The 19,814-nt window shown below is 35.9% G+C and carries 14 protein-coding genes; 10 read left to right on the top strand and 4 right to left on the bottom strand.

All coding sequences use genetic code 11. The features are described 5' to 3' along the window. Window positions 1–16: 16 nt before the first annotated feature. Together BQ6100_RS10745 and BQ6100_RS10740 are read right to left on the bottom strand one after the other, a co-directional pair. Window positions 17–862 carry an MBL fold metallo-hydrolase gene (locus BQ6100_RS10745; RefSeq protein ID WP_075981636.1) on the bottom strand — a complete coding sequence of 282 codons (846 nt, stop codon included), beginning with the start codon at window positions 860–862 and terminating at the stop codon, window positions 17–19. Between the two features lie 166 nt (window positions 863–1,028). Next, window positions 1,029–1,310 carry an acylphosphatase gene (locus BQ6100_RS10740; RefSeq protein WP_390622404.1) on the bottom strand — a complete coding sequence of 94 codons (282 nt, stop codon included), beginning with the start codon at window positions 1,308–1,310 and terminating at the stop codon, window positions 1,029–1,031. Between the two features lie 571 nt (window positions 1,311–1,881). On the opposite strand from BQ6100_RS10740, the gene BQ6100_RS21920 reads away from it, so the two are divergent. The 3 genes from BQ6100_RS21920 to BQ6100_RS10725 all read left to right on the top strand — a co-directional run bounded on the left by BQ6100_RS21920 (window position 1,882) and on the right by BQ6100_RS10725 (window position 7,476). Next, the gene (locus BQ6100_RS21920; protein ID WP_075981634.1) at window positions 1,882–4,380 is read left to right on the top strand and encodes an N-acetylglucosaminidase; all 2,499 of its coding nucleotides are present in this window, start codon (window positions 1,882–1,884) and stop codon (window positions 4,378–4,380) included. A gap of 244 nt (window positions 4,381–4,624) precedes the next feature. After that, complete coding sequence (gene htpG / locus BQ6100_RS10730; RefSeq protein WP_075981633.1) at window positions 4,625–6,505, top strand: molecular chaperone HtpG; 1,881 nt, start codon at window positions 4,625–4,627, stop codon at window positions 6,503–6,505. Between the two features lie 170 nt (window positions 6,506–6,675). Continuing rightward, the gene (locus BQ6100_RS10725) at window positions 6,676–7,476 is read left to right on the top strand and encodes an HAD family hydrolase (RefSeq protein WP_075981632.1); all 801 of its coding nucleotides are present in this window, start codon (window positions 6,676–6,678) and stop codon (window positions 7,474–7,476) included. Window positions 7,477–7,674: 198 nt separating this feature from the next. Here BQ6100_RS10725 and BQ6100_RS10720 read toward each other — a convergent pair whose 3' ends face one another. After that, window positions 7,675–9,177, bottom strand: coding sequence for a S8 family peptidase (locus BQ6100_RS10720; RefSeq protein ID WP_075981631.1), 1,503 nt, complete (start codon window positions 9,175–9,177; stop codon window positions 7,675–7,677). A gap of 395 nt (window positions 9,178–9,572) precedes the next feature. On the opposite strand from BQ6100_RS10720, the gene BQ6100_RS10715 reads away from it, so the two are divergent. From BQ6100_RS10715 to glgA, 5 genes are all read left to right on the top strand, one after another. Then, the gene (locus tag BQ6100_RS10715; RefSeq protein ID WP_075981630.1) at window positions 9,573–10,577 is read left to right on the top strand and encodes a glycoside hydrolase family 15 protein; all 1,005 of its coding nucleotides are present in this window, start codon (window positions 9,573–9,575) and stop codon (window positions 10,575–10,577) included. Between the two features lie 363 nt (window positions 10,578–10,940). Continuing rightward, window positions 10,941–12,881, top strand: a complete 1,941-nt coding sequence (gene glgB / locus BQ6100_RS10710; RefSeq protein ID WP_075983523.1) for a 1,4-alpha-glucan branching protein GlgB — start codon at window positions 10,941–10,943, stop codon at window positions 12,879–12,881. After that, window positions 12,871–14,016: a glucose-1-phosphate adenylyltransferase gene (locus BQ6100_RS10705; protein WP_075981629.1), complete on the top strand. Its 1,146-nt coding sequence runs from the start codon at window positions 12,871–12,873 to the stop codon at window positions 14,014–14,016. The genes glgB and BQ6100_RS10705 overlap by 11 nt, the downstream gene beginning before the upstream one ends. 55 nt (window positions 14,017–14,071) lie before the next feature. Then, window positions 14,072–15,178, top strand: a complete 1,107-nt coding sequence (gene glgD / locus BQ6100_RS10700) for a glucose-1-phosphate adenylyltransferase subunit GlgD (RefSeq protein WP_097677912.1) — start codon at window positions 14,072–14,074, stop codon at window positions 15,176–15,178. A gap of 14 nt (window positions 15,179–15,192) precedes the next feature. Next, window positions 15,193–16,617 (top strand): glycogen synthase GlgA, encoded by a 1,425-nt coding sequence (gene glgA / locus BQ6100_RS10695; protein WP_075981627.1) that lies wholly within the window; start codon window positions 15,193–15,195, stop codon window positions 16,615–16,617. A gap of 82 nt (window positions 16,618–16,699) precedes the next feature. On the opposite strand, the gene BQ6100_RS10690 is transcribed toward glgA, so the two are convergent. Continuing rightward, on the bottom strand, window positions 16,700–17,449 hold the full coding sequence (locus BQ6100_RS10690; RefSeq protein ID WP_075981626.1) for a glucose 1-dehydrogenase: 750 nt from the start codon (window positions 17,447–17,449) through the stop codon (window positions 16,700–16,702). A 191-nt stretch (window positions 17,450–17,640) separates the two neighbouring features. Between BQ6100_RS10690 and BQ6100_RS10685 the strand changes: the two genes are divergently transcribed. Both BQ6100_RS10685 and BQ6100_RS10680 read left to right on the top strand, forming a co-directional pair. Then, window positions 17,641–18,387 (top strand): prolipoprotein diacylglyceryl transferase, encoded by a 747-nt coding sequence (locus tag BQ6100_RS10685; protein WP_075981625.1) that lies wholly within the window; start codon window positions 17,641–17,643, stop codon window positions 18,385–18,387. Then, window positions 18,380–19,810, top strand: coding sequence for a radical SAM protein (locus BQ6100_RS10680; RefSeq protein ID WP_075981624.1), 1,431 nt, complete (start codon window positions 18,380–18,382; stop codon window positions 19,808–19,810). Before BQ6100_RS10685 ends, BQ6100_RS10680 begins: the two co-directional genes overlap by 8 nt. The last annotated feature ends 4 nt before the right edge of the window (window positions 19,811–19,814 follow it).

Here is a 19,814-nt window from a genome sequence, read left to right as displayed (position 1 = left end):
CAAAACTATTGTCTCATCAATTAAATCGTTTTAATAGAATAGAATAAAAGGTACCATGCTTTATAATATGTCCATCCTTTATCGACTTAATGAGATGTGCCTCAATTGTTCTCTTTGCAACGTCAAACACACTTGGATGAATATGATTTTGATAAATTAGCTCGGTCAATTCTAAGGATGTAAGCTGATTAAATTCTTGAAGAAGAGAGAGGATTTGAGATTCACGTTGTAATCGACGATTTAATACAAAATCTATATGTTCGTATGGACTGTGTATCCAATCGCCATGGCCAGGAGCTATTTTTTCTAGGTTTAATTGTTTTAGTGAAGTTAGTGTTTGGAGGTAATCACTCATATCACCGTCTGGTGGACCAATCCAGGAGGTCCCCTCAGCCACTAAGTTATCTCCTGAAATTAAGGTCTTTTCAGAAGGTATATATAAATTTAAATGACCGGTAGTATGTCCAGGAGCATGGATGACTTTTATGACTTCACCTGCAATCGAAAGAAAATCCCCATCTTCAAGACACAATAGGTCATCCCAAGGATGAATAGAATCAAGAACGGCTTGACGTTCATTTTTATGGCAAAATACAGTAGGGGACCAATCCATTAGTTGGCGAATACCTGGAGCATGATCAAGGTGATAATGTGTGAGGACAATCGATTTTGGGATGGCCAACTGATGTAACTGAATTGCTACTTCTAATAGCTCTTTGGTTACAGGTTGGTCAAATCCAGCATCAACCATAATACATTCCCTCTCATTTCCGATTAAATAGCAATTGGTTGTGGTGTTCGGCCACAAGGTGGGAGTTGGAATCGGAACACGAATAATTTTCATTTTTAACTTTTTTTCCAAATACCTCATCCTTCCATTTTTAATAAAATATAACCTATTTCTTTATGTATTTTCAAAGGGCTCGATTTAGAATCATGAAAATGAAAATGGCCGGAAAGAAGCAAAGAGGCTGCTCATAAATATCTCAGGAAATTGGTTTCTTAAGATATTTATGGGCAGCCTTTGTTTAATATTTTATTGTAAATGAGTGAAAGACATTGGTTTCATCTGATTGTTGTATCTGAATATCGATTACTTCAGAAAATGGATTTCCTTCACGCAATTCTTTTACAAACTGATCTAAATTTTCCTTCTGTCCACTGGCGATGATTTCGACGCTTCCATCATCCAAATTTTTCGCCCATCCTGTTATACCATAAGTCATGGCTTTCATTTGGGCAAAATATCTGTAGCCTACTCCTTGAACATTACCAGAAACGAGAATATGTAACTGGTTCAAATCATTCACCTCTAATTTCTACGTTGAACGTCAACCTATTGGTTTAATGCTCCCATATAATACTCGAATTTGCAATACAATATATGTCGTACCACTGTATTATGCTCATCCATGGTGGGCCAAAACTCTTATTTCTTATATTATATCAAGAAAATTTCTAAGAACAAGAATTTATTAAATAGCATTTTCATTTTCAATATTATTTTTTCCTCAATCTCAGGTTCTACTTCCTCAATTCGAACTATTGTAGATACTAGATATATTTGATAGAGTTTTAATTAGTATGGGAAAAAAGGAGGGAGAGAGACACCATTTTTTGTTAGCAATTTAATCGGCTAACCTTATGATCATTATGTATCATAAATATTTTTCTAGTAAAAAACATAGTTTATCAATCTTTTTAATTTGTTTTTTACTAGATAACAAAGCCTTCAACAATTCTATATGGACGAAAGTTACAACTGTTTAACAACTTTATTCACAATTACAAGCCTAGCTACAATTTAATACAACGATTAATGGTTATGCTTGATCAAGAATTTGTTGAAAAGGCAAAACTTTATGGGAGGTACTTTTTATTGTGATTAAGGTAAAAAAAACAAGTGTATATTTTTTAATTCTAATACTAGTTTTGCAGTATCTTCCAATTCAGGTCGCCGCTAATACTTCAATAGAAGAGTCTGTTGAACAAGCGAATGTTGAAAAAATGATTGTATTTTCAAAAGTAATTGGCGGAACTACCGATCTTTTTCAAGAAGACTCTAAAAATAGCGAAATATTAACAAAAATCCCTGATGACACTGAAATCACTGTACTAGAAAAAAATTCAGAGTTTAGTAAGATTTCCTATGTTGAAAAAGTGACGGAAAATATTTGGCTTGGATATGTCTTAAACGATAGCCTCATAGAATCCTTAAAAGCCGAAGAATATCGCCTTCAGCGGACTTCCGAATTAACAGGAAGCGATGTTTCAGAGGAGACCAAAGGTACTAATGAACTGGCTAAAGAGGAAGACGGAATGAGTATAGTTCAGGAGCCTGCTGAATCGGATGACCTAGAAGGAGATGTACGAGTTGAAAAACAGTTAGATCGCACCATGAAGACTCTTTCTGCTCAGAATGTGGCAATGAATGGAATTGCCCTACAAAGTCCTACTAATATTTACTCTACTACCTCCACAGGCTCTAGTATTCTAAAGAGCTATGGTCAAGGAACTATTTTAAAGTATAAGGTTCTGTCAGCAGATTGGTATGAAGCAACGGTTTTCGTAAATGGAGAATCAATAACAGGATACATTCATGCCAGTGATGTGACTCAAAATGTTAAAGGAATCGCATTAAAGAGTCCAACGAATATTTACTCAAGTATGTCAATCAGCTCAAGTATTCTGAAAAGCTATACACCAGGAACTATCCTAAAGTTTAAGGTACTTTCAAGAGACTGGTATGAGGCAACTGTCGTTGTGAATGGAACCAAAAAAACAGGCTATCTTCGCGCTGAAGATGTTCAAAATTTGGTATTTACACAAGAGACATTAAGAGGAATTGGGATAAAGAGTCCTACCAAGATCTATTCCAAGGCATCTAAGAGTTCGAAGGCATGGAAGGAATATTCACAAGGTACTATCTTGAAATATAGAACCCTGTCTAAGGATTGGTATGAAGCAACGATTTATGTGAATGGTATATCGAGAACTGGATATTTTTCAGTGGATGATGTTCAAAACCTAGTAGATTCCCAAGAAGCCTTTCGAGGAATCAGTATGAAGAGTCCAACTAGCATCTACTCAAGGGCATCTACAAGCTCTAAAGTGTTGAAGAGTTATGCTCAAGGAGTCATCTTACAATATAGAACATTATCAAAAGATTGGAACGAGGTCACCGTTTATGTAAATGGGAAACGAAGAACAGGCTATATAAAGAAATCAGATGTTCAAAATATAGTTGATGTACAAGAAACTGTTAAGGGTGTGGCATTAAAAAACCCGACCAGGATCTATTCGAGAGCTTCTACAAATTCAAATGTCTGGAAAAGCTATGTACAAGGAGCAATCTTGAAATATAGGACTCTATCAAAAGACTGGTACGAGGCGACAATTACCATTAGTGGTAAGAAAAAAATAGGCTACATTAAGAGAAGTGATGTGGAAAATGCGACATCCAATCCAACTAACCAATATGTATTAGGCTTATTAAAGAATGTCAATGTTTATTCCTATGCTTCAACGAAGGCAAAGGTACTCAAATCCTATGGTAAAAACAATGTATTAAAAGTTCAAACTTTTACCTCTTCCTGGTATTCAGTTACATTTTATATTAATGGAAAAGAAGGATCAGGTTATATCAAAAAGACGGATGTAAGAGGTTCTTACTCGAAAGTAAGATATAATATTAGCTTGAAGGATGCCATTGCTAAACAATTGGGATACAACCCAGTTACTGAGCCTGTCATTAATGGAAAATGGACGCCTGCAACCTCAAAGCAAGTGGAAGCATACCTAAATCCTCAAAGATTTAGTATTGGCTCTAATGAATACTTTCAATTTTTACTATTATCCTCTTATGCTGGTACAAACGCTAGTGAGGTTAATCAAAAAATCCTTAATGGCAAAGGCATACTAGAAGGCAAAGCAAGCTACTTTATCACTGCTGCTAAGACGCATAAAATTAATGAAATTTATTTAATTAGCCATTCTCTATTAGAAACAGGCAATGGGACAAGCAGTCTAGCAAAAGGAATAAAAGTAAATGGTAAAACGGTATACAACGTTTATGGTATCGGTGCATTTGATAGAGATCCTGAGAGATTAGGGGCACAATATGCATACGAGCAAGGCTGGACAACACTGGAAAAAGCAATTATTGGTGGTGCGCAATTCGTTTCGGAAAACTATATACATGCTGGCCAAGACACTTTATATAAGATGCGCTGGAATCCAGAAGCAATGGTAGAGGATGAAATTCCACACCAATACGCTTCGGATATCGGTTGGGCCGTGAAACAAACTACTAGAATTGCGGAAATGTATGGTCTATTAACAAGATATGCATTATTTTTTGATGTACCAGATTACCTTTAGATAAAACAGGAAATGATTTTATGGGGCTATCTCATAAGGTGCGTAACACCTTTCTTTTGAGACGGCCCCGTTTTTATTTCATACAAGATGAATAAGTTGACACAATCTAAAGAATATGATATTTAAAAAATATCTGTTAGCACTTAATGTTTCCGACTGCTAATGTGTAAATTCGTTTTTTAATTATCTATTACCTATGTAATACTTTGTTTACATAGTTTTAGTTTTGAAAGGAGCAACTGTTATGGGAAAAAAGGAGTTTCAAGCAGAGTCAAAACGATTATTAGAAATGATGATTAATTCTATTTACACTCACCGAGAGGTTTTTTTAAGAGAGTTAATCTCTAACGCAAGTGATGCCATTGATAAGATTTATTACAAAGCTTTAACGGACGATCAATTAAATTTTGATAAGGACAGTTACTACATAAAGGTAACCCCAAATAAAGAAGGTCGTACATTAACCATTCTTGATACTGGTATAGGAATGACAAAGGAAGAACTCGAAAATAACTTAGGAGTTATCGCAAAAAGTGGCTCCTTAGCTTTTAAACGAGAAAATGAGCTAAAAGATGGTTTTGATATCATTGGTCAATTTGGTGTTGGCTTTTATGCAGCTTTTATGGTCGCTGATGTTGTTACCGTCATAAGTAAAGCATTGGGTAGTGACGAAGCGTATAAATGGGAATCAGAAGGGGCGGATGGGTATACCATCGAACCATGTGAAAAGGATCTAGTAGGGACAGAAATCATTTTAAAAATTAAAGAGAATACAGAAGAAGAAAACTATGATGAGTATCTAGAAGAGTATCGCTTACAATCAATTATTAAAAAGTATTCTGACTTTATCCGTTATCCAATCAAAATGGATGTAACAGGTAGGAGACCAAAAGAGGACAAAGAGGATGAATACGAGGATTATGTTGAAGAGCAAACCATCAACAGTATGGTTCCGATTTGGAGAAAGAATAAAAGCGAACTTACGGATGAAGATTATACTAACTTTTATTCGGAAAAACGCTACGGCTTTGATAAACCATTAAAGCATATACACATTAGCGTGGATGGAACAATCAGATATAATGCCATCCTTTATATTCCTGAGAAAACACCTTTTGACTATTATTCTAAGGAATATGAAAAAGGATTAGAGCTTTATTCAAATGGCGTTTTAATCATGGAAAAATGTGCTGATTTACTACCAGATCATTTTAGCTTCGTCAAGGGGATGGTTGATTCAGAGGATTTATCCTTGAATATCTCAAGAGAAATGCTCCAACATGACCGTCAATTAAAGCTCATTGCTAAAAATATTAATAAAAAAATTAAAAGTGAGCTCCTCAGCCTACTTAAAAATGAAAGAGAAAAGTATGAGGAGTTTTATCAATCCTTTGGTAGGCAGTTGAAATATGGTGTTTACAGTGATTTTGGTGCAAACAAAGAAGCCCTTCAGGATCTATTAATGTTCTATTCCTCAAAGGAGAAAAAATTAGTCACTTTAGATGAATATATTTCAAGGATGCCTGAGGATCAAAAATTCATTTATTATGCATCTGGTGATTCCAATGAAAGAATTGAAAAGCTTCCACAAACAGAACTTGTGGCAGACAAAGGCTATGAAATTCTATATTTTACTGATGAAATCGATGAGTTTGCAATCAGGATACTCATGAACTATAAAGAGAAAGAGTTCAAATCTGTCTCAAGTGGTGACTTAGGCATTGAAGCAGAAGATGACCAAAAGGAAAATGAAACGGAAGAGACAGAAAACAAAGAGCTATTTGATTACATGAAAGAAATATTATCTGATAAAGTAAAGGATGTCAGAGTATCAAAAAGATTAAAAACCCATCCAGTGTGTTTATCAACAGATGGTGAATTAACGATTGAAATGGAAAAGGTATTGAACATGATGCCTGACAATCAAAATATTAAGGCGGATAAGGTGTTGGAAATTAACACTCATCATGAAGTGTTCCATTCCTTAAAGGATGCATTTAAAAACGACAAAGAAAAATTAAATCTGTTTACAAATCTTCTATACAATCAAGCACTTTTAATTGAAGGCTTGCCAATTCAAGACCCAGTAGAATTTACAAATGATATTTGTAAAATAATGGTGTGATAATAATTATTATGATAACAGCCCTAGTCTAGATTAAGATATAAGGGCTGTTTTTTATTATCTTTAATGAAAATATTTGATTCTAATAACATTTTCATATATTCATATTTCTTTCTTTTCTGAAAATGATAAAATATATAAATAACAAATTCAAAAAAGAGAGGCTCAAAATGATTAAAGCAGTTTTTTTCGATTTAGATGATACACTACTTTGGGATCAAAAAAGTATTAAGGAAGCGTTTGTTTCAACTTGTAAAGTTGCAGAAGAACGCTATGGTTTAAGCCCTAGTCAATTGGAGGAAGCAGTGCGGGATACGGCAAGAAATCTATATTCGTCCTATGAAACGTTTCCTTTTACTCAAATGATCGGAATCAATCCATTCGAAGGAATGTGGGGGAACTTCTTAGACGATGAAGAAAATTTTAGAAAATTAAAGGAGATTGTTCCTATTTACCGCAGAGATGCTTGGACCTTAGGGCTAAAAGCAATGGGAGTGGATGATCCCAATTTTGGATTTGAATTAGGAGAGCGTTTTCCAGTTGAGCGGAGGAAAGTCCCTTTTGTTTATGAAGACACTTTTTCAACTTTAGATCGGTTAAAAGGGAAGTACCAATTATTACTATTAACAAATGGGTCACCAGATTTACAAAAGACAAAGCTAAGGATTACGCCAGAACTAGTCCCATATTTTGACCAAATTGTCATTTCTGGTGATTTTGGAAGAGGAAAACCGGACCCTTCCTTATTTGAGCATGCATTATCACTCATGGGCTTAGAAAAGGACGAGGTGATTATGGTCGGGGATAATTTAATGACAGATATTCTTGGTGCAAATCGTGCTGGTATCAAGTCAGTCTGGCTAAACCGTCATGGAAAAGAAAGAAATGAAGTGATTCCAATCTATGAAATCAAGCATTTGGACGAGCTCTTTGAAATATTAGAGAAGTTAAATGAGACAGTAAAAAAGTAAAGGATAATTCCACGGACATGAAATCCGTAATTTAGTTAAAAACAGCCATAAAATTGAAATTATCGGACAGAGATTCCGCTATTGTCGGAAATTTACTTGTTTATCGTTTAATAGCGGAATGAAAGTCCGATTACCTTTCAAAAATCTACAAAATTTGATCATTAACGGAACATGTGTCCGTGTACAACACTAACCTCGTTATTTTACCCGAAATGTTCTTGATACGGATTTCGAATAATAATTGCTTACCGAAGTGTTAGAAGTAAGCTTGTACGTTCCTTTTTTCGAGTATTTACTTACCTTCAATTGGAAGTTCGCTTCACCTTTTGAGTTTGTTCTTAAGGTTACAGACCAGGTCTTTCCCTTCGGAGGGGTGATAGATAGCTTAATTGTACCTTTATAGATTGCCTTTCTTGAACTTTGGTCTAGTGCAACTAGTTTGATATAAACCTTATTCCCAGAATAATAGGTTGATTTATTCGTAGTGACTGAAGCTGAAAGTCTTTTCTTTGTAACGACTGTTTCCTCTTTATCTGTAGTTGAAGTTTTTGTGTTCTCGGTTATTGTTTCTCTAGGAGAAGGAGATATGACTTGATTAGATACGGTTGGTGCCTGAATCAAACCGAATCCGTAATAGTTATCAGGCCCATTTGTACCCAAATCAATAGCATTATTTCTTAATTTTTCCCTTAATTGGTAAATCGAATCACCTGGATTTGCCTCCTTTAATAGGGCGAGAGTGCCTGAAACATAAGGAGCAGCCATAGATGTTCCACTCATATAAGCATAACCGTTATTAAGAAACGTACTTAATATATCCACTCCAGGAGCAGCTACTTCAATCGTATTACCAGTAGCTGAGAAATTTCCGCGGATATTATTAGGATCGGTAGCGGATACTGCAATAGTTGAGTCATAGCGAGCAGGATACATAACTGTATCTCCAGTTCCATCTACCCTTCCATAATTTCCTGCAGCTGCTACAACAAGGATTCCGTTTTTATATGCTCTGTCGACCACTTGATGTAATGCATAAGAATCATAAGCAGCTCCCAAGCTTAGATTAATTATATTCATTTTATTAGTAATTGCCCAATCAATCCCAGAAATAATATCAGAGACATAGCCATTACCTTCTTGGTCCAAAACCTTAACGGCATAAAGGTCAGCATCAGGAGCAACACCAATAGTACCAAAATGATTATTTTCAGCGCCAATGATTCCAGCCACATGTGTTCCATGGCCGTTATCATCATAATAAGATCTTGTGTAAGAAGTGATTGAAACGCCTCCAGTCATCTTAATATCCGGGTGGGGAGAGATACCAGTATCTACCACTGCAATCCTTACCCCTTTCCCTGTTAAATTGGCGTTCCAAGCTTGTTGAGCATGAATCTTTTGCATACCCCAATCCTGAATTTGTCCACTTATTTTTACTTGCTGGTCTAATTCAACCGATTGAATATCCTTATCCTTCTTTAAGAGAGGAATAGCAGCTTCTGGTACCTCCCCAATTAATACAGGAATGTTATCATATGTTTGATTAATTTCTCCATTAACACTAGTGATTGCCTTCTTATCAATTTCATCCTTAAAAACTACAATGACATTCTCCTTAGGAGCATGAGCATGTGCAATAGGTGCTATTGAAGAAGTAAATAAAAAAGATGATAAGGATAGGAATAGGAATTTTTTTAGCATGTACAACCCCCCTAGAAGTAACTATTTCCATTTAATCATCTAATTCAATAGACTCATATTCAGTGTAAGTTCAATTACTCAAAGTATTTCGAAGTAAAAGTATAATTTAAATATAATAAAATCCAGTTTGAAAAAATAGAGGAATTATTTAGTGTGAAAACCATAATTTGGGAGGAAATCTGACAAAGAAAATCAATGACCGCAAAAATATAGTTGAAAAATAGGCATATGAATCATTTAAAAAGGTTTATTGGCAAAAAATTGAAAGCTCTCGTATAATATTAAAATAAGAGAAGGAGAAAGCGCTAACATATTGAAATTTGCTTTAACATGTTTAATAAAGGATTCTTAGTCTACACTGAAAAGTAACGATAAAAGTTATGGGGTGTAAAGATATGCATACAAATGAAGCCATTGAAGTCATTGACCGCATGCGGTTGCCAAATGGTGCCTATACAGCAAGTCTTTCACAGGATTACCGATACGTCTGGATTCGAGATGTCGTATATACCGTACTTCCATTTATTCAAGTGCCAAATGAACGTTATGAAAAAGCATTTCATGCATTGTTTGATATGTTTAGGTCATATGAATGGAAAATTGATATACATCGAGAAAAGCGTCCTGTATATTTATATGAATATATTCATTCACGCTACTCAACTGATTTGAAGGAGATTAATGCTGAATGGGGACACGCCCAGAATGATGCCATAGGCGCATTTTTATGGGGAGTTGGGGAAGGTTGGCGTTTAGGTCAAAGAGTCATTCGTGATGGAAAGGATTTAGAAATTGTTCAAAAGCTTGTAGATTATTTATATTGTCTTGAATATTGGCAAGCTAGCGACAATGGCATGTGGGAAGAAAACATGGAGGTTCATGCATCAAGTATTGGTGCTTGTGTTGCTGGTTTACATGCTGTGAAGCTACTCGTTCATGTGGATGAAGAAATGATTAAAAAAGGAGAGGAAGCATTACGAAAGCTTCTTCCAAGAGAGAGTGAATCAAAGGAAACAGACTTGGCTTTACTTTCTCTTATTTTTCCTTATTGTATTGTCGAGCGCGAAATGGCATTAAAGATCCTTGAAAATGTTTCGACAAAATTAGAACGAAGGCATGGAGTTATTCGCTATGTGAACGACCAGTATTATAATAATGGAAGCGAGGCTGAGTGGTGCTTTGGCTTTCCTTGGCTAGGTCTATGTTATTTAGAGCTTGGTAATTACAAAAAAGCGAAGGAATATATTGAGAAAACAAAAAGGATTATACCTGATAACTGGGAGGTTCCCGAATTATATGTTGGTGGATCCAATATTCCTAATGGAAATACTCCACTTGCATGGTCCGTTTCCCTCTCTTATATCTTTATTAAAAGGATGGAAGAACATATTATTAGCTAAAGCAGAATAAATGTTGACTGAACGAGACCATCTGAATGTCTCGTTTTTTTATTGTGAAAAGATCTAAAGCAATGGGAGAAGGCCATTGAAAAATCAAATATTGGAAAAAATAGGATTATATTAATATAATGATTAACCAAGCGAATATTAAAATAATGGTTCTTTTAGCTTACGGATATGAAAGCGGATTCAATTTCGGTGTAAAAAAATGCTTGTCATAGATAATAATTTTTTTAATTAAAGGACAAAATAAGACATTTTTCTTCAAAGGATTTCGTTTATGATTAACGAATAAAAGAATAATAACAAATTTTACGGAATAAGGAATTACTGTTAATTAAAGGAGGTCTTGTTGTGAATTCCATGGCGCTAAAAAATACGGAACTTTCGCCAAGTGATTATGAATTATATTTGTTTCATGAAGGAACTCTCTTTGAAAGCTATAAAATGCTAGGAGCTCATTTCACGACAAAGGACGGGATTGAGGGAGTTAGGTTTTCTGTATGGGCGCCACATGCGAAAAAGGTTTCGGTGGTCGGGGATTTTAACCAATGGTGTGGTGGTTGTCATCTGATGGAACGAATAAGAGATTCAGGGGTATGGGTCATTTTTATTCCTGGTTTAAATGATGGAGATCTATACAAATATGAAATAGAAACGGTTAATGGGGAGAAAAAGTTAAAGTCAGATCCTTATGCATTTTATTCGGAAGTTAGACCAAATACAGCATCCATTGTGAAGCGATTGGGTTGCTATGAATGGAATGATAAGAAGTGGCTAACTAAAAGGGAAAAGGTACATTCATACAACCAGCCAATGCTAATTTATGAAGTTCATGCCGGTTCATGGAGGAGAAGGGAGGATGGTTCATTTTATACCTATCGAGAGATTGCTGATGAATTAATAGATTATGTCAAAGACCTCGGCTTCACACATATTGAATTGATGCCCGTAATGGAACATCCATTTGATTTATCATGGGGCTATCAAATAACTGGTTTTTATTCCATAACAAGTAGATACGGAACACCGGAAGATTTCATGTATTTTGTTGACAAATGTCATCAAAGAGAAATTGGTGTCATTCTTGATTGGGTACCTGCCCATTTCTGTCGTGATGAACATGGACTGGGAAGATTCGATGGCACGCCTCTTTATGAACCACAGGACACACAAAGAGCCGATCGGCCACTTTGGGGTACATATAGCTTTGATTTTTCTAAGCCTGAGATTCATAGCTTTCTAATTTCCAATCTTATGTTTTGGATGGATGTGTATCATGTTGATGGATTTCGTGTAGACGCCGTTTCCTCCATGATTTTCCTGAATCATGATAATCCTCAAGAGATACCGCTTAAAAATCAATATGGTGGTGAAGAAAATTTAGAAGCCATTGATTTCCTCAAAAAGCTGAATATTGCCATTTTTGGAAAGTACCCTGGTGTGTTAATGATTGCAGAAGAGGCAACCGATTATCCATTAGTCAGTTCTCCGACAACCATTGGGGGTTTAGGTTTCAATTATAAATGGAATATGGGTTGGGTCAATGACTTATTGAAATATATGAGATTACCTTCAAAAGAAAGACGTTATCATCACCATCTACTGACCTTTTCATTCTTCTATGCATTTTCAGAAAATTTCGTACTTGCATTTTCCCATGATGATTTTGTCCATGGAAAGAAATCTCTTTTAAATAAAATGTCGGGTGATTATTGGCAAAAATTCGCGAATTTACGACTTCTATATGGCTATTTCTTAACCCATCCTGGAAAAAAATTACTCTTTATGGGTACAGAATTCGGTCAATTTGACGAATGGAAGGAACTAAAAGAGCTGGATTGGCAATTACTTAAGTTCGAATCTCATTCTAAGCTGCATACTTATATAAAAGTGATTCAACAGTTTTATAGAAATACCTCTTGTCTATGGAGACTGGATCATGAACAGGCTGGATTCGAGTGGATTGATGCCGATAACCATGAACAAAGTGTGATTACTTTTATAAGACACGGTAAACGAAAGGGAGATTATTGTATAGTTGTCTGCAACTTCTCTACAGAAGTGTATAAGGATTACAGGATTGGTGTTCCCTCATTTGGTCAGTATATAGAAGTTTTGAACAGTGACGAGCAAATATATGGCGGTTCTGGTCAAATCAATGAAAAACCAATCTCAGTAGAGAAACAACCATGGCATAATCAGCCTTATAGTATGAAAATCACGGTACCGCCACTTGGTATGGCTGTTTTCATGAAACGAACAAAAATGCGTCAAGGGAGAGTCATGCAAAATGAGATCTAAAAAATGGATTGCAATGTTGTTAGCAGGGGGGCAGGGATCAAGGCTTGGCGAACTTACTTCTGATCTTGCGAAGCCAGCTGTCCCATTTGGAGGTAAATACCGAATTATCGATTTCCCTTTAAGTAATTGCACACATTCAGGGATTGATACTGTAGGGGTACTAACTCAATACCAGCCTCTAGTCTTAAATAACTATGTTGGAAATGGACGCCCCTGGGATCTAGATCGAAATGGTGGAGGTGTGTCCGTTCTTCCTCCATATCAAGGTAAGGATGGTGGTGAGTGGTATAAGGGGACGGCCAATGCCGTTTATCAGAACATCCAATATATTGATCAGTATAATCCGGAATTTGTCCTTATTTTATCGGGGGATCATATTTACAAAATGGATTACAGTAAGATGCTAAAATATCATCTCGAAAAAGGGGCATCCGCCACTATTGCCGTCATCGAGGTTCCATGGGCAGAAGCTAATCGTTTCGGAATAATGAATACCCATCCAGATGGAAAAATTGTGAAATTTGAAGAAAAACCTGCCAATCCGATGAGTAACTTAGCATCGATGGGTGTCTATTTATTTAACTGGAGGCTACTGAAAAAGTATTTAATCGAAGATGAGAAATCAATTTTTTCAACAAATGATTTTGGAAAGGATATTATCCCTAAGATTTTAGCGGATGGCAACCAGCTTTATGCCTATCGGTTTGAAGGTTATTGGAAGGATGTTGGTACCATTGAAAGCTTTTGGGAGGCTCATATGGATCTGTTAGAGGAAGTTCCTGGATTCGACCTTTATGATCCACATTGGCCATTTTACACGGGTTGTGCAAATCACCCGCCACAATATATTTCACCCAGTGCAAGAGTCACTCAATCTCTTATCAATGAAGGAAGTATTATTAATGGCTACATAGACCATTCTGTGTTGTCGTTTAATGTCCAAGTGGGCAAAAATTCGACTATTAAAGATTCTGTTATTATGCCTAATGTCAAAATTGGACGTAATGTAAAAATTCATAATGCGATTATTGCGAGCGACATATGTATTGTCGATGGAACCGTCATCGGTTCATCATCACCTACTGAAAAAATTACATTAGTAGGTGAAACCTATCATGTTTTACCAACGAAATAATCATGGGATGTAAATATATCATTGTGAGTAGTGACTTAATACAGGGGTGATGTTTTTGGATAAGGTAATTGGTGTGATTAATCTAGTAAATGAGAAACAATATTTAAAAGAATTAACAGCCAACCGCTGTTTTGCAGCAGTTCCCTTTGGTGGTAGATATCGGCTCATTGATTTTACCATGTCAAATTTTCTCAATGCGAATATTAAGAAGGTAGCCATTCTCACAAAGGATAAATATCGGTCTATTATGGATCATTTAGGTACTGGAAAGGAATGGGACCTAGATAGGCGAAATGGCGGATTGTTTATCCTTCCACCTGTACATCCTGATGAGAATATTAAAGGGGATTTACAACAGTTCAAGGATCATATTGAATTTTTCCTTCGTTCTCCTGAAGATACGGTCATCATCTCTCCTGGACATCATGTAAATAAAATTGATTTCAATGATGTGATTCGGAGACATAGAGAAAGTGGAGCCGATATCACGGTTATTTATAAAGAATTTGATGGTGAACCAGTTGAAAAACCGATCTATCATAAATGCTCAATTAATGAAAATGCAAGGGTAACCAATATTGAACTTTATACGTCTCCGGAAAAAGGAGACCCAGTTTGCTTGGAGACATTTGTTTTTAATAAGGATTTATTGATAGAAATTATTAACAAATGCTATGAAAATGGTGAATATGATTTCATAAAGGACGGAATTAAGGCGAACTTAGGTCACTTAAAGGTAAATAGCTATCGTTTTACCGGTTATATGCCTTTTATCCATTCTATTACTAGCTTCTTCCAAAGCAATATGGACTTTCTTAATCCTGTTTTAATAAAAGAGTTCTTTTATGACACATGGGATATTTATACAAAAATTAAACATGAACCACCTGTGAAGTACTCTGCATTTTCAGATGTATCCAATTCGTTAATTGCAAATGGGTGTGATATAGAAGGAAGGGTGGAAAATAGTATTTTATTCCGAGGTGTAAAAATACATAAAGGTTCCGTAGTAAAGAACTGTATTATTATGCAAAAAAGTGAGATAGAAGAAGGCACATATCTTGAGAATATGATTACAGATAAACAAGTCAAGATTTCAACTAACCAAGTAATAATAGGAGAACTATTTCCACATGTCATTAAAAAAGCGGAAATTATTTAGCGGAGGAACTATTTATGAACGTATTATTTGCCGCATCGGAATGTGCCCCATTTTTTAAAACTGGAGGTCTAGGGGATGTCATTGGTGCTTTACCCAAGGCTTTGCAGAGTATAGGAGTAAATGTCACAGTTATTTTACCGAAATACGGAGATCTTGATGATCGATACAAAAATCAATTGGAATTAATAAAAATTATTGAAGTACCTGTAGGATGGCGCATGCAATATTGTGGTATCGAAAAAATGACGCACGAAGGTGTATCAATTTACTTTCTTGACAATGAATACTATTTTAAACGGCATGGCAGCTATGGCTATTTTGATGATGGAGAGAGATTTGCTTATTTTTCAAGGGCTGTGCTTGAAGCAATTCCTCATTTAGAGGCAAAAACAGATATCATTCATTGTCACGATTGGCAGACAGGACCTATTCCTGTACTTTTGAAGGCCCATTATATATTCCATCCATTATACCAAAATATTAAAACGGTTTTTACTATTCATAACTTACGCTATCAAGGAGTTTATCCGAAGTCTGTGTTAGCAGAGCTACTCGATTTAAGTGAATTATATTTTCATATTGATGGGCTAGAGTTTCATGGGAATGTAAGCTATTTAAAAGCAGGTCTTGCGTTTGCCAATTATATAACGACTGTTAGTCCTACCTATGCTCAGGAAATTCAAACCCCTTATTATGGCGAAAATCTTGATGGGTTTCTTAGAAAAAGGGAAGGAAATTTACTTGGGATAGTGAATGGGATTGACATTGAAGCTTATAATCCCAAAAATGATCCCGCTATTTATTTGGAATATGATGATTTTGCAGGGAAAGTGGAGAATAAGAGGCTGCTTCAGGAGCAATTGGGACTTCCAGTAGATGAAGGTATTCCAATGATTTCGATGGTTACAAGGTTAGTGGAACAAAAGGGGATTGATCTCGTATTACATGTTTTTGAGGAAATTATGCAACAAAACTGTCAGGTGGTTCTGCTTGGAACTGGAGAAGAGATATATGAGAATGCATTCCGGGATTTGCAGCAAAGATTTCCAAATCAAGTATCAGCAAATATCTTTTTTGATGAGGATCTTGCTCATAAAATCTATGCAGGCTCTGATATTTTTCTCATGCCCTCTCAATTTGAGCCATGTGGAATCGGGCAATTGTTAGCCTTTAGGTATGGAACGATCCCACTTGTAAGAGAAACAGGGGGTCTTAAGGATACGGTTCTTCCTTATAATGAATTTTTTGATGAAGGGAATGGTTTTAGCTTCACAAAATACAATGCACATGACATGCTCTATACCATAGAACGTGCCCTCTGGTTTTTCCGTTTTCAACCTAAGAAATGGAAGGAATTATCGGAAAGAGCGATGAAGATTGATTATAGTTGGGAAGCCTCATCAAAGGAATATAAAAAATTGTATGAGGAATTAGCATAGTTTGTAGAAATAATCCGAGAAACACGGCACTAAATCATAATAGTTCTCGGATTATTGTTCTTTTGAATAATATCGGTTTGTTTTACTCTTCATAAATCATCTTTCGTGTCATTCCGCCGTCCACTACTAAATTAATACCAGTCACAAAATCATTTTCCTTTCCGGTTAAATACAAGCAAGCCTTTGCTATATCATCTGGTCTTCCTACACGTTTTGAAAAATGCTGTTCATGATCGCTTGGTTTTAATTGGTCGTAATCACCAGTTTCAATCCATCCTGGGGAGATGGCATTTACTGTAATATGATAAGGACTTAAGGATGCAGCAAGTGCATGTGTTAAGGCTAGAATTCCACCCTTTGTTGCGGCATATGCTTCTGAATTTGGCTCAGACATAATTGCACGAGTAGAGGCGATATTTACGATTGAGCCCCCACTTTTATTTTCTTTCATAAGAATAGCGGCAGCCCTTGAAGCTAAAAAGACACTTCTCAAATTCGTTTGGATGGTGTCATCCCATTCCTCAATGGTTAATTCAAAAATGGATTTAAACATTCCTTTTCCTGCATTGTTAATTAGAATATTCATTTTTCCAAATGTATCCTTCGTCGTTTTCATTAAATGAATGATTTCCTTTTCTGAGCGAACGTCTGTGTTAATAAAGAGGGAATGACCCCCGTCTTTGATAATATCAGAAGAGATTCGATTTCCCGCTGTCTCATCAATATCTGCAATTACAACGATGGCTCCATTTTTTGCATAGGTATGAGCGATTCCTGCACCAATTCCATTTGCTCCACCAGTAACAATGACAACCTCTTCTCGAAAATTCATTTTGATTAACCTCCTAGTGCGTAATGTTGACTATATTGTACATCAAGGTTAATAACATTTCATTTCTTAATAAGTATGGGAAATTTATTCCAATGAGGGGGAGTTTTGGAAAAAAAGAGACTTTGTTTCCATTATTCTGATAATATATAATTATCATACTAGTTTAATATAGTTAGTAAGGAGAGAGGGCATTGACATTTCCTTTCTATATATTTGGGATTCATCCTCATTTTTTATTCGAAGCATTAGCTTATTTTATCGGGTTCCGAGTGTATTTATATACTAGAAGCAAAGAGCGTATCCCAATGGATAAGGCCCTTTGGGTAGTGGTTGGTGCGACACTTGGGGCTGCAATTGGCTCAAAGGTTCTATATTGGTTTGAAGACCCGATTGTAACGCTGGAAAATTGGAATAACCTCGTTTACCTAATGGAAGGGAAGACGATTGTAGGCGGTCTACTAGGAGGATTAATCGGTGTGGAGTTATCTAAAAAAATAATTGGTTGGACACGTTCAACTGGAGATGACTTTGTTCTACCACTGACAGTAGGAATGATGATTGGTAGAATTGGTTGCTTTTTAACTGGTTTGGATGACCACACCTATGGAATGTCTACGAATTGGATTACAGGAATTGACTTCGGTGATGGGGTAAGAAGACATCCGACTCAGTTGTATGAATTCATATTTTTACTAATTTTGATCCTTGCATTAACACGCTTGAAAAAGGAAGGAATTGGGTGGGAAGGTCTTCTTTTTCAATTATTTATGCTTAGCTATCTTTGTTTTCGTTTGATGATAGATTTTATCAAACCAACACCACATCCCTATCTACAGCTTAACAATATCCAAATTGCTAGTTTGCTAGGAATTTTGTATTATATCTGGCTTATTAGAAGAAAACATCAATTACATAAAAGGAGAGAGTTGCATGCCTAACCGCCCATATATCTTTTATGAATTAACCAATAGCATTTGCTCTACTTGTTTACGCAAGGTCGAGGCAAAGGTGATTATTGAGCAGGAAAAAGTGTATCTAGTAAAAAACTGTTTGCAGCATGGTCGAGAAAAGGTATTAATTTCAACGGATGTCGATTATTTTAAATGGTGCAGGAACTTTATTAAGCCAGCCGAAATGCCTTATCGCTGGAATACTCCAATCAAGTACGGCTGTCCTTATGATTGTGGCTTATGTCCCGATCATGAGCAGCATAGCTGTCTCACCTTATTAGAAATCACTGAACGCTGCAATTTAAATTGTCCGATTTGCTATGCCGAATCTTCACCGCAAAAAGGCAGCTTCCGTAGTTTGGAAAAGATAGAATTTATGCTTGATAACATTATAAAAAATGAAAGACAAGCAGATATTGTCCAAATAAGCGGAGGAGAACCTACTATTCATCCACAATTTTTTGACATACTTGACTTGGCAAAATCCAAGCCCATAAGGCATATAATGGTAAATACAAATGGACTGCGAATCGCGAACGATAAGGAATTTGTTAAGAAATTAGCGACCTACTCACCAGGCTTTGAAATTTATCTTCAATTCGATAGCTTCGAAAAAGAAGCCCTAGAGGAATTAAGAGGAATGGACTTAAGAGAGGTTCGCCAAAAAGCGATTGATCATTTAAATGAATTCAATATTTCAACAACACTAGTTGTGACTTTAAAAAAAGGATTAAACGACCATGAAGTCGGGGAAATCATTCAATATGGTCTAAAGCAAAGATGTGTTCGTGGGGTAACCTTCCAACCAATCCAAGCAGCGGGAAGATTAGAGGAGTATGATCCCTCAACCGACCGCCTGACTGTCAGTGAAGTACGTCAAATGATTCTTGATCAATCAGGAGTATTTAATGCGAAGGATGTCATTCCTGTGCCATGTCATCCTGATTGCCTTGCTATGGGTTATGCCCTGAAGTTAAACGGTGAAGTGACTCCTTTAACTGGATTAATCGATCCGAACCTATTATTAGAGGGGGCAAAAAACACTATTGTATTTGAACAGGATGAAAGTATGAAAAAAATGATCTTTAATTTATTTTCGTTAAATCATTCGCCTGATTCATCAGCATCCTCTCTAAAGGATTTATTATGTTGTCTTCCAAAAGTATCAATACCAGGAGAAATAGGATATCAAAATGTTTTCCGTGTTATTATTATGCAATTTTTAGATGCCTATAATTTTGATGTGCGTTCGGTTAAAAAGTCTTGTGTTCATATTGCTCATCCAGATGGCCGAATTATTCCATTTGACACGTATAACCTATTCTATCGGGATGATAAAGAGCAGGTGGTTAAAAAAATACAGGAAGAGTTGAAAGAGAAAACGGTTCAAGGAAGTATGAACCGACCATGATTTT

The organism is Bacillus massilinigeriensis (genome assembly GCF_900117315.1).
Lineage (GTDB): Bacteria > Bacillota > Bacilli > Bacillales > Cytobacillaceae > Bacillus_BE > Bacillus_BE massilionigeriensis.
Note: the sequence above shows the minus strand (reverse complement) of the source record. Positions and strands in the feature narration are given on the sequence as shown.

Bases quoted from the DNA above. Each gene is read 5' to 3' on its own strand.
- BQ6100_RS10705 (WP_075981629.1), top strand. From the start codon at position 12,871: ATGAGATCTAAAAAATGGATTGCAATGTTGTTAGCAGGGGGGCAGGGA.
- BQ6100_RS10690 (WP_075981626.1), bottom strand. From the start codon at position 17,449: ATGAATTTTCGAGAAGAGGTTGTCATTGTTACTGGTGGAGCAAATGGA.
- BQ6100_RS10680 (WP_075981624.1), top strand. From the start codon at position 18,380: ATGCCTAACCGCCCATATATCTTTTATGAATTAACCAATAGCATTTGC.
- BQ6100_RS10720 (WP_075981631.1), bottom strand. From the start codon at position 9,177: ATGCTAAAAAAATTCCTATTCCTATCCTTATCATCTTTTTTATTTACT.
- glgB (WP_075983523.1), top strand. From the start codon at position 10,941: ATGGCGCTAAAAAATACGGAACTTTCGCCAAGTGATTATGAATTATAT.
- BQ6100_RS10725 (WP_075981632.1), top strand. From the start codon at position 6,676: ATGATTAAAGCAGTTTTTTTCGATTTAGATGATACACTACTTTGGGAT.
- BQ6100_RS10715 (WP_075981630.1), top strand. From the start codon at position 9,573: ATGCATACAAATGAAGCCATTGAAGTCATTGACCGCATGCGGTTGCCA.
- glgA (WP_075981627.1), top strand. From the start codon at position 15,193: ATGAACGTATTATTTGCCGCATCGGAATGTGCCCCATTTTTTAAAACT.
- htpG (WP_075981633.1), top strand. From the start codon at position 4,625: ATGGGAAAAAAGGAGTTTCAAGCAGAGTCAAAACGATTATTAGAAATG.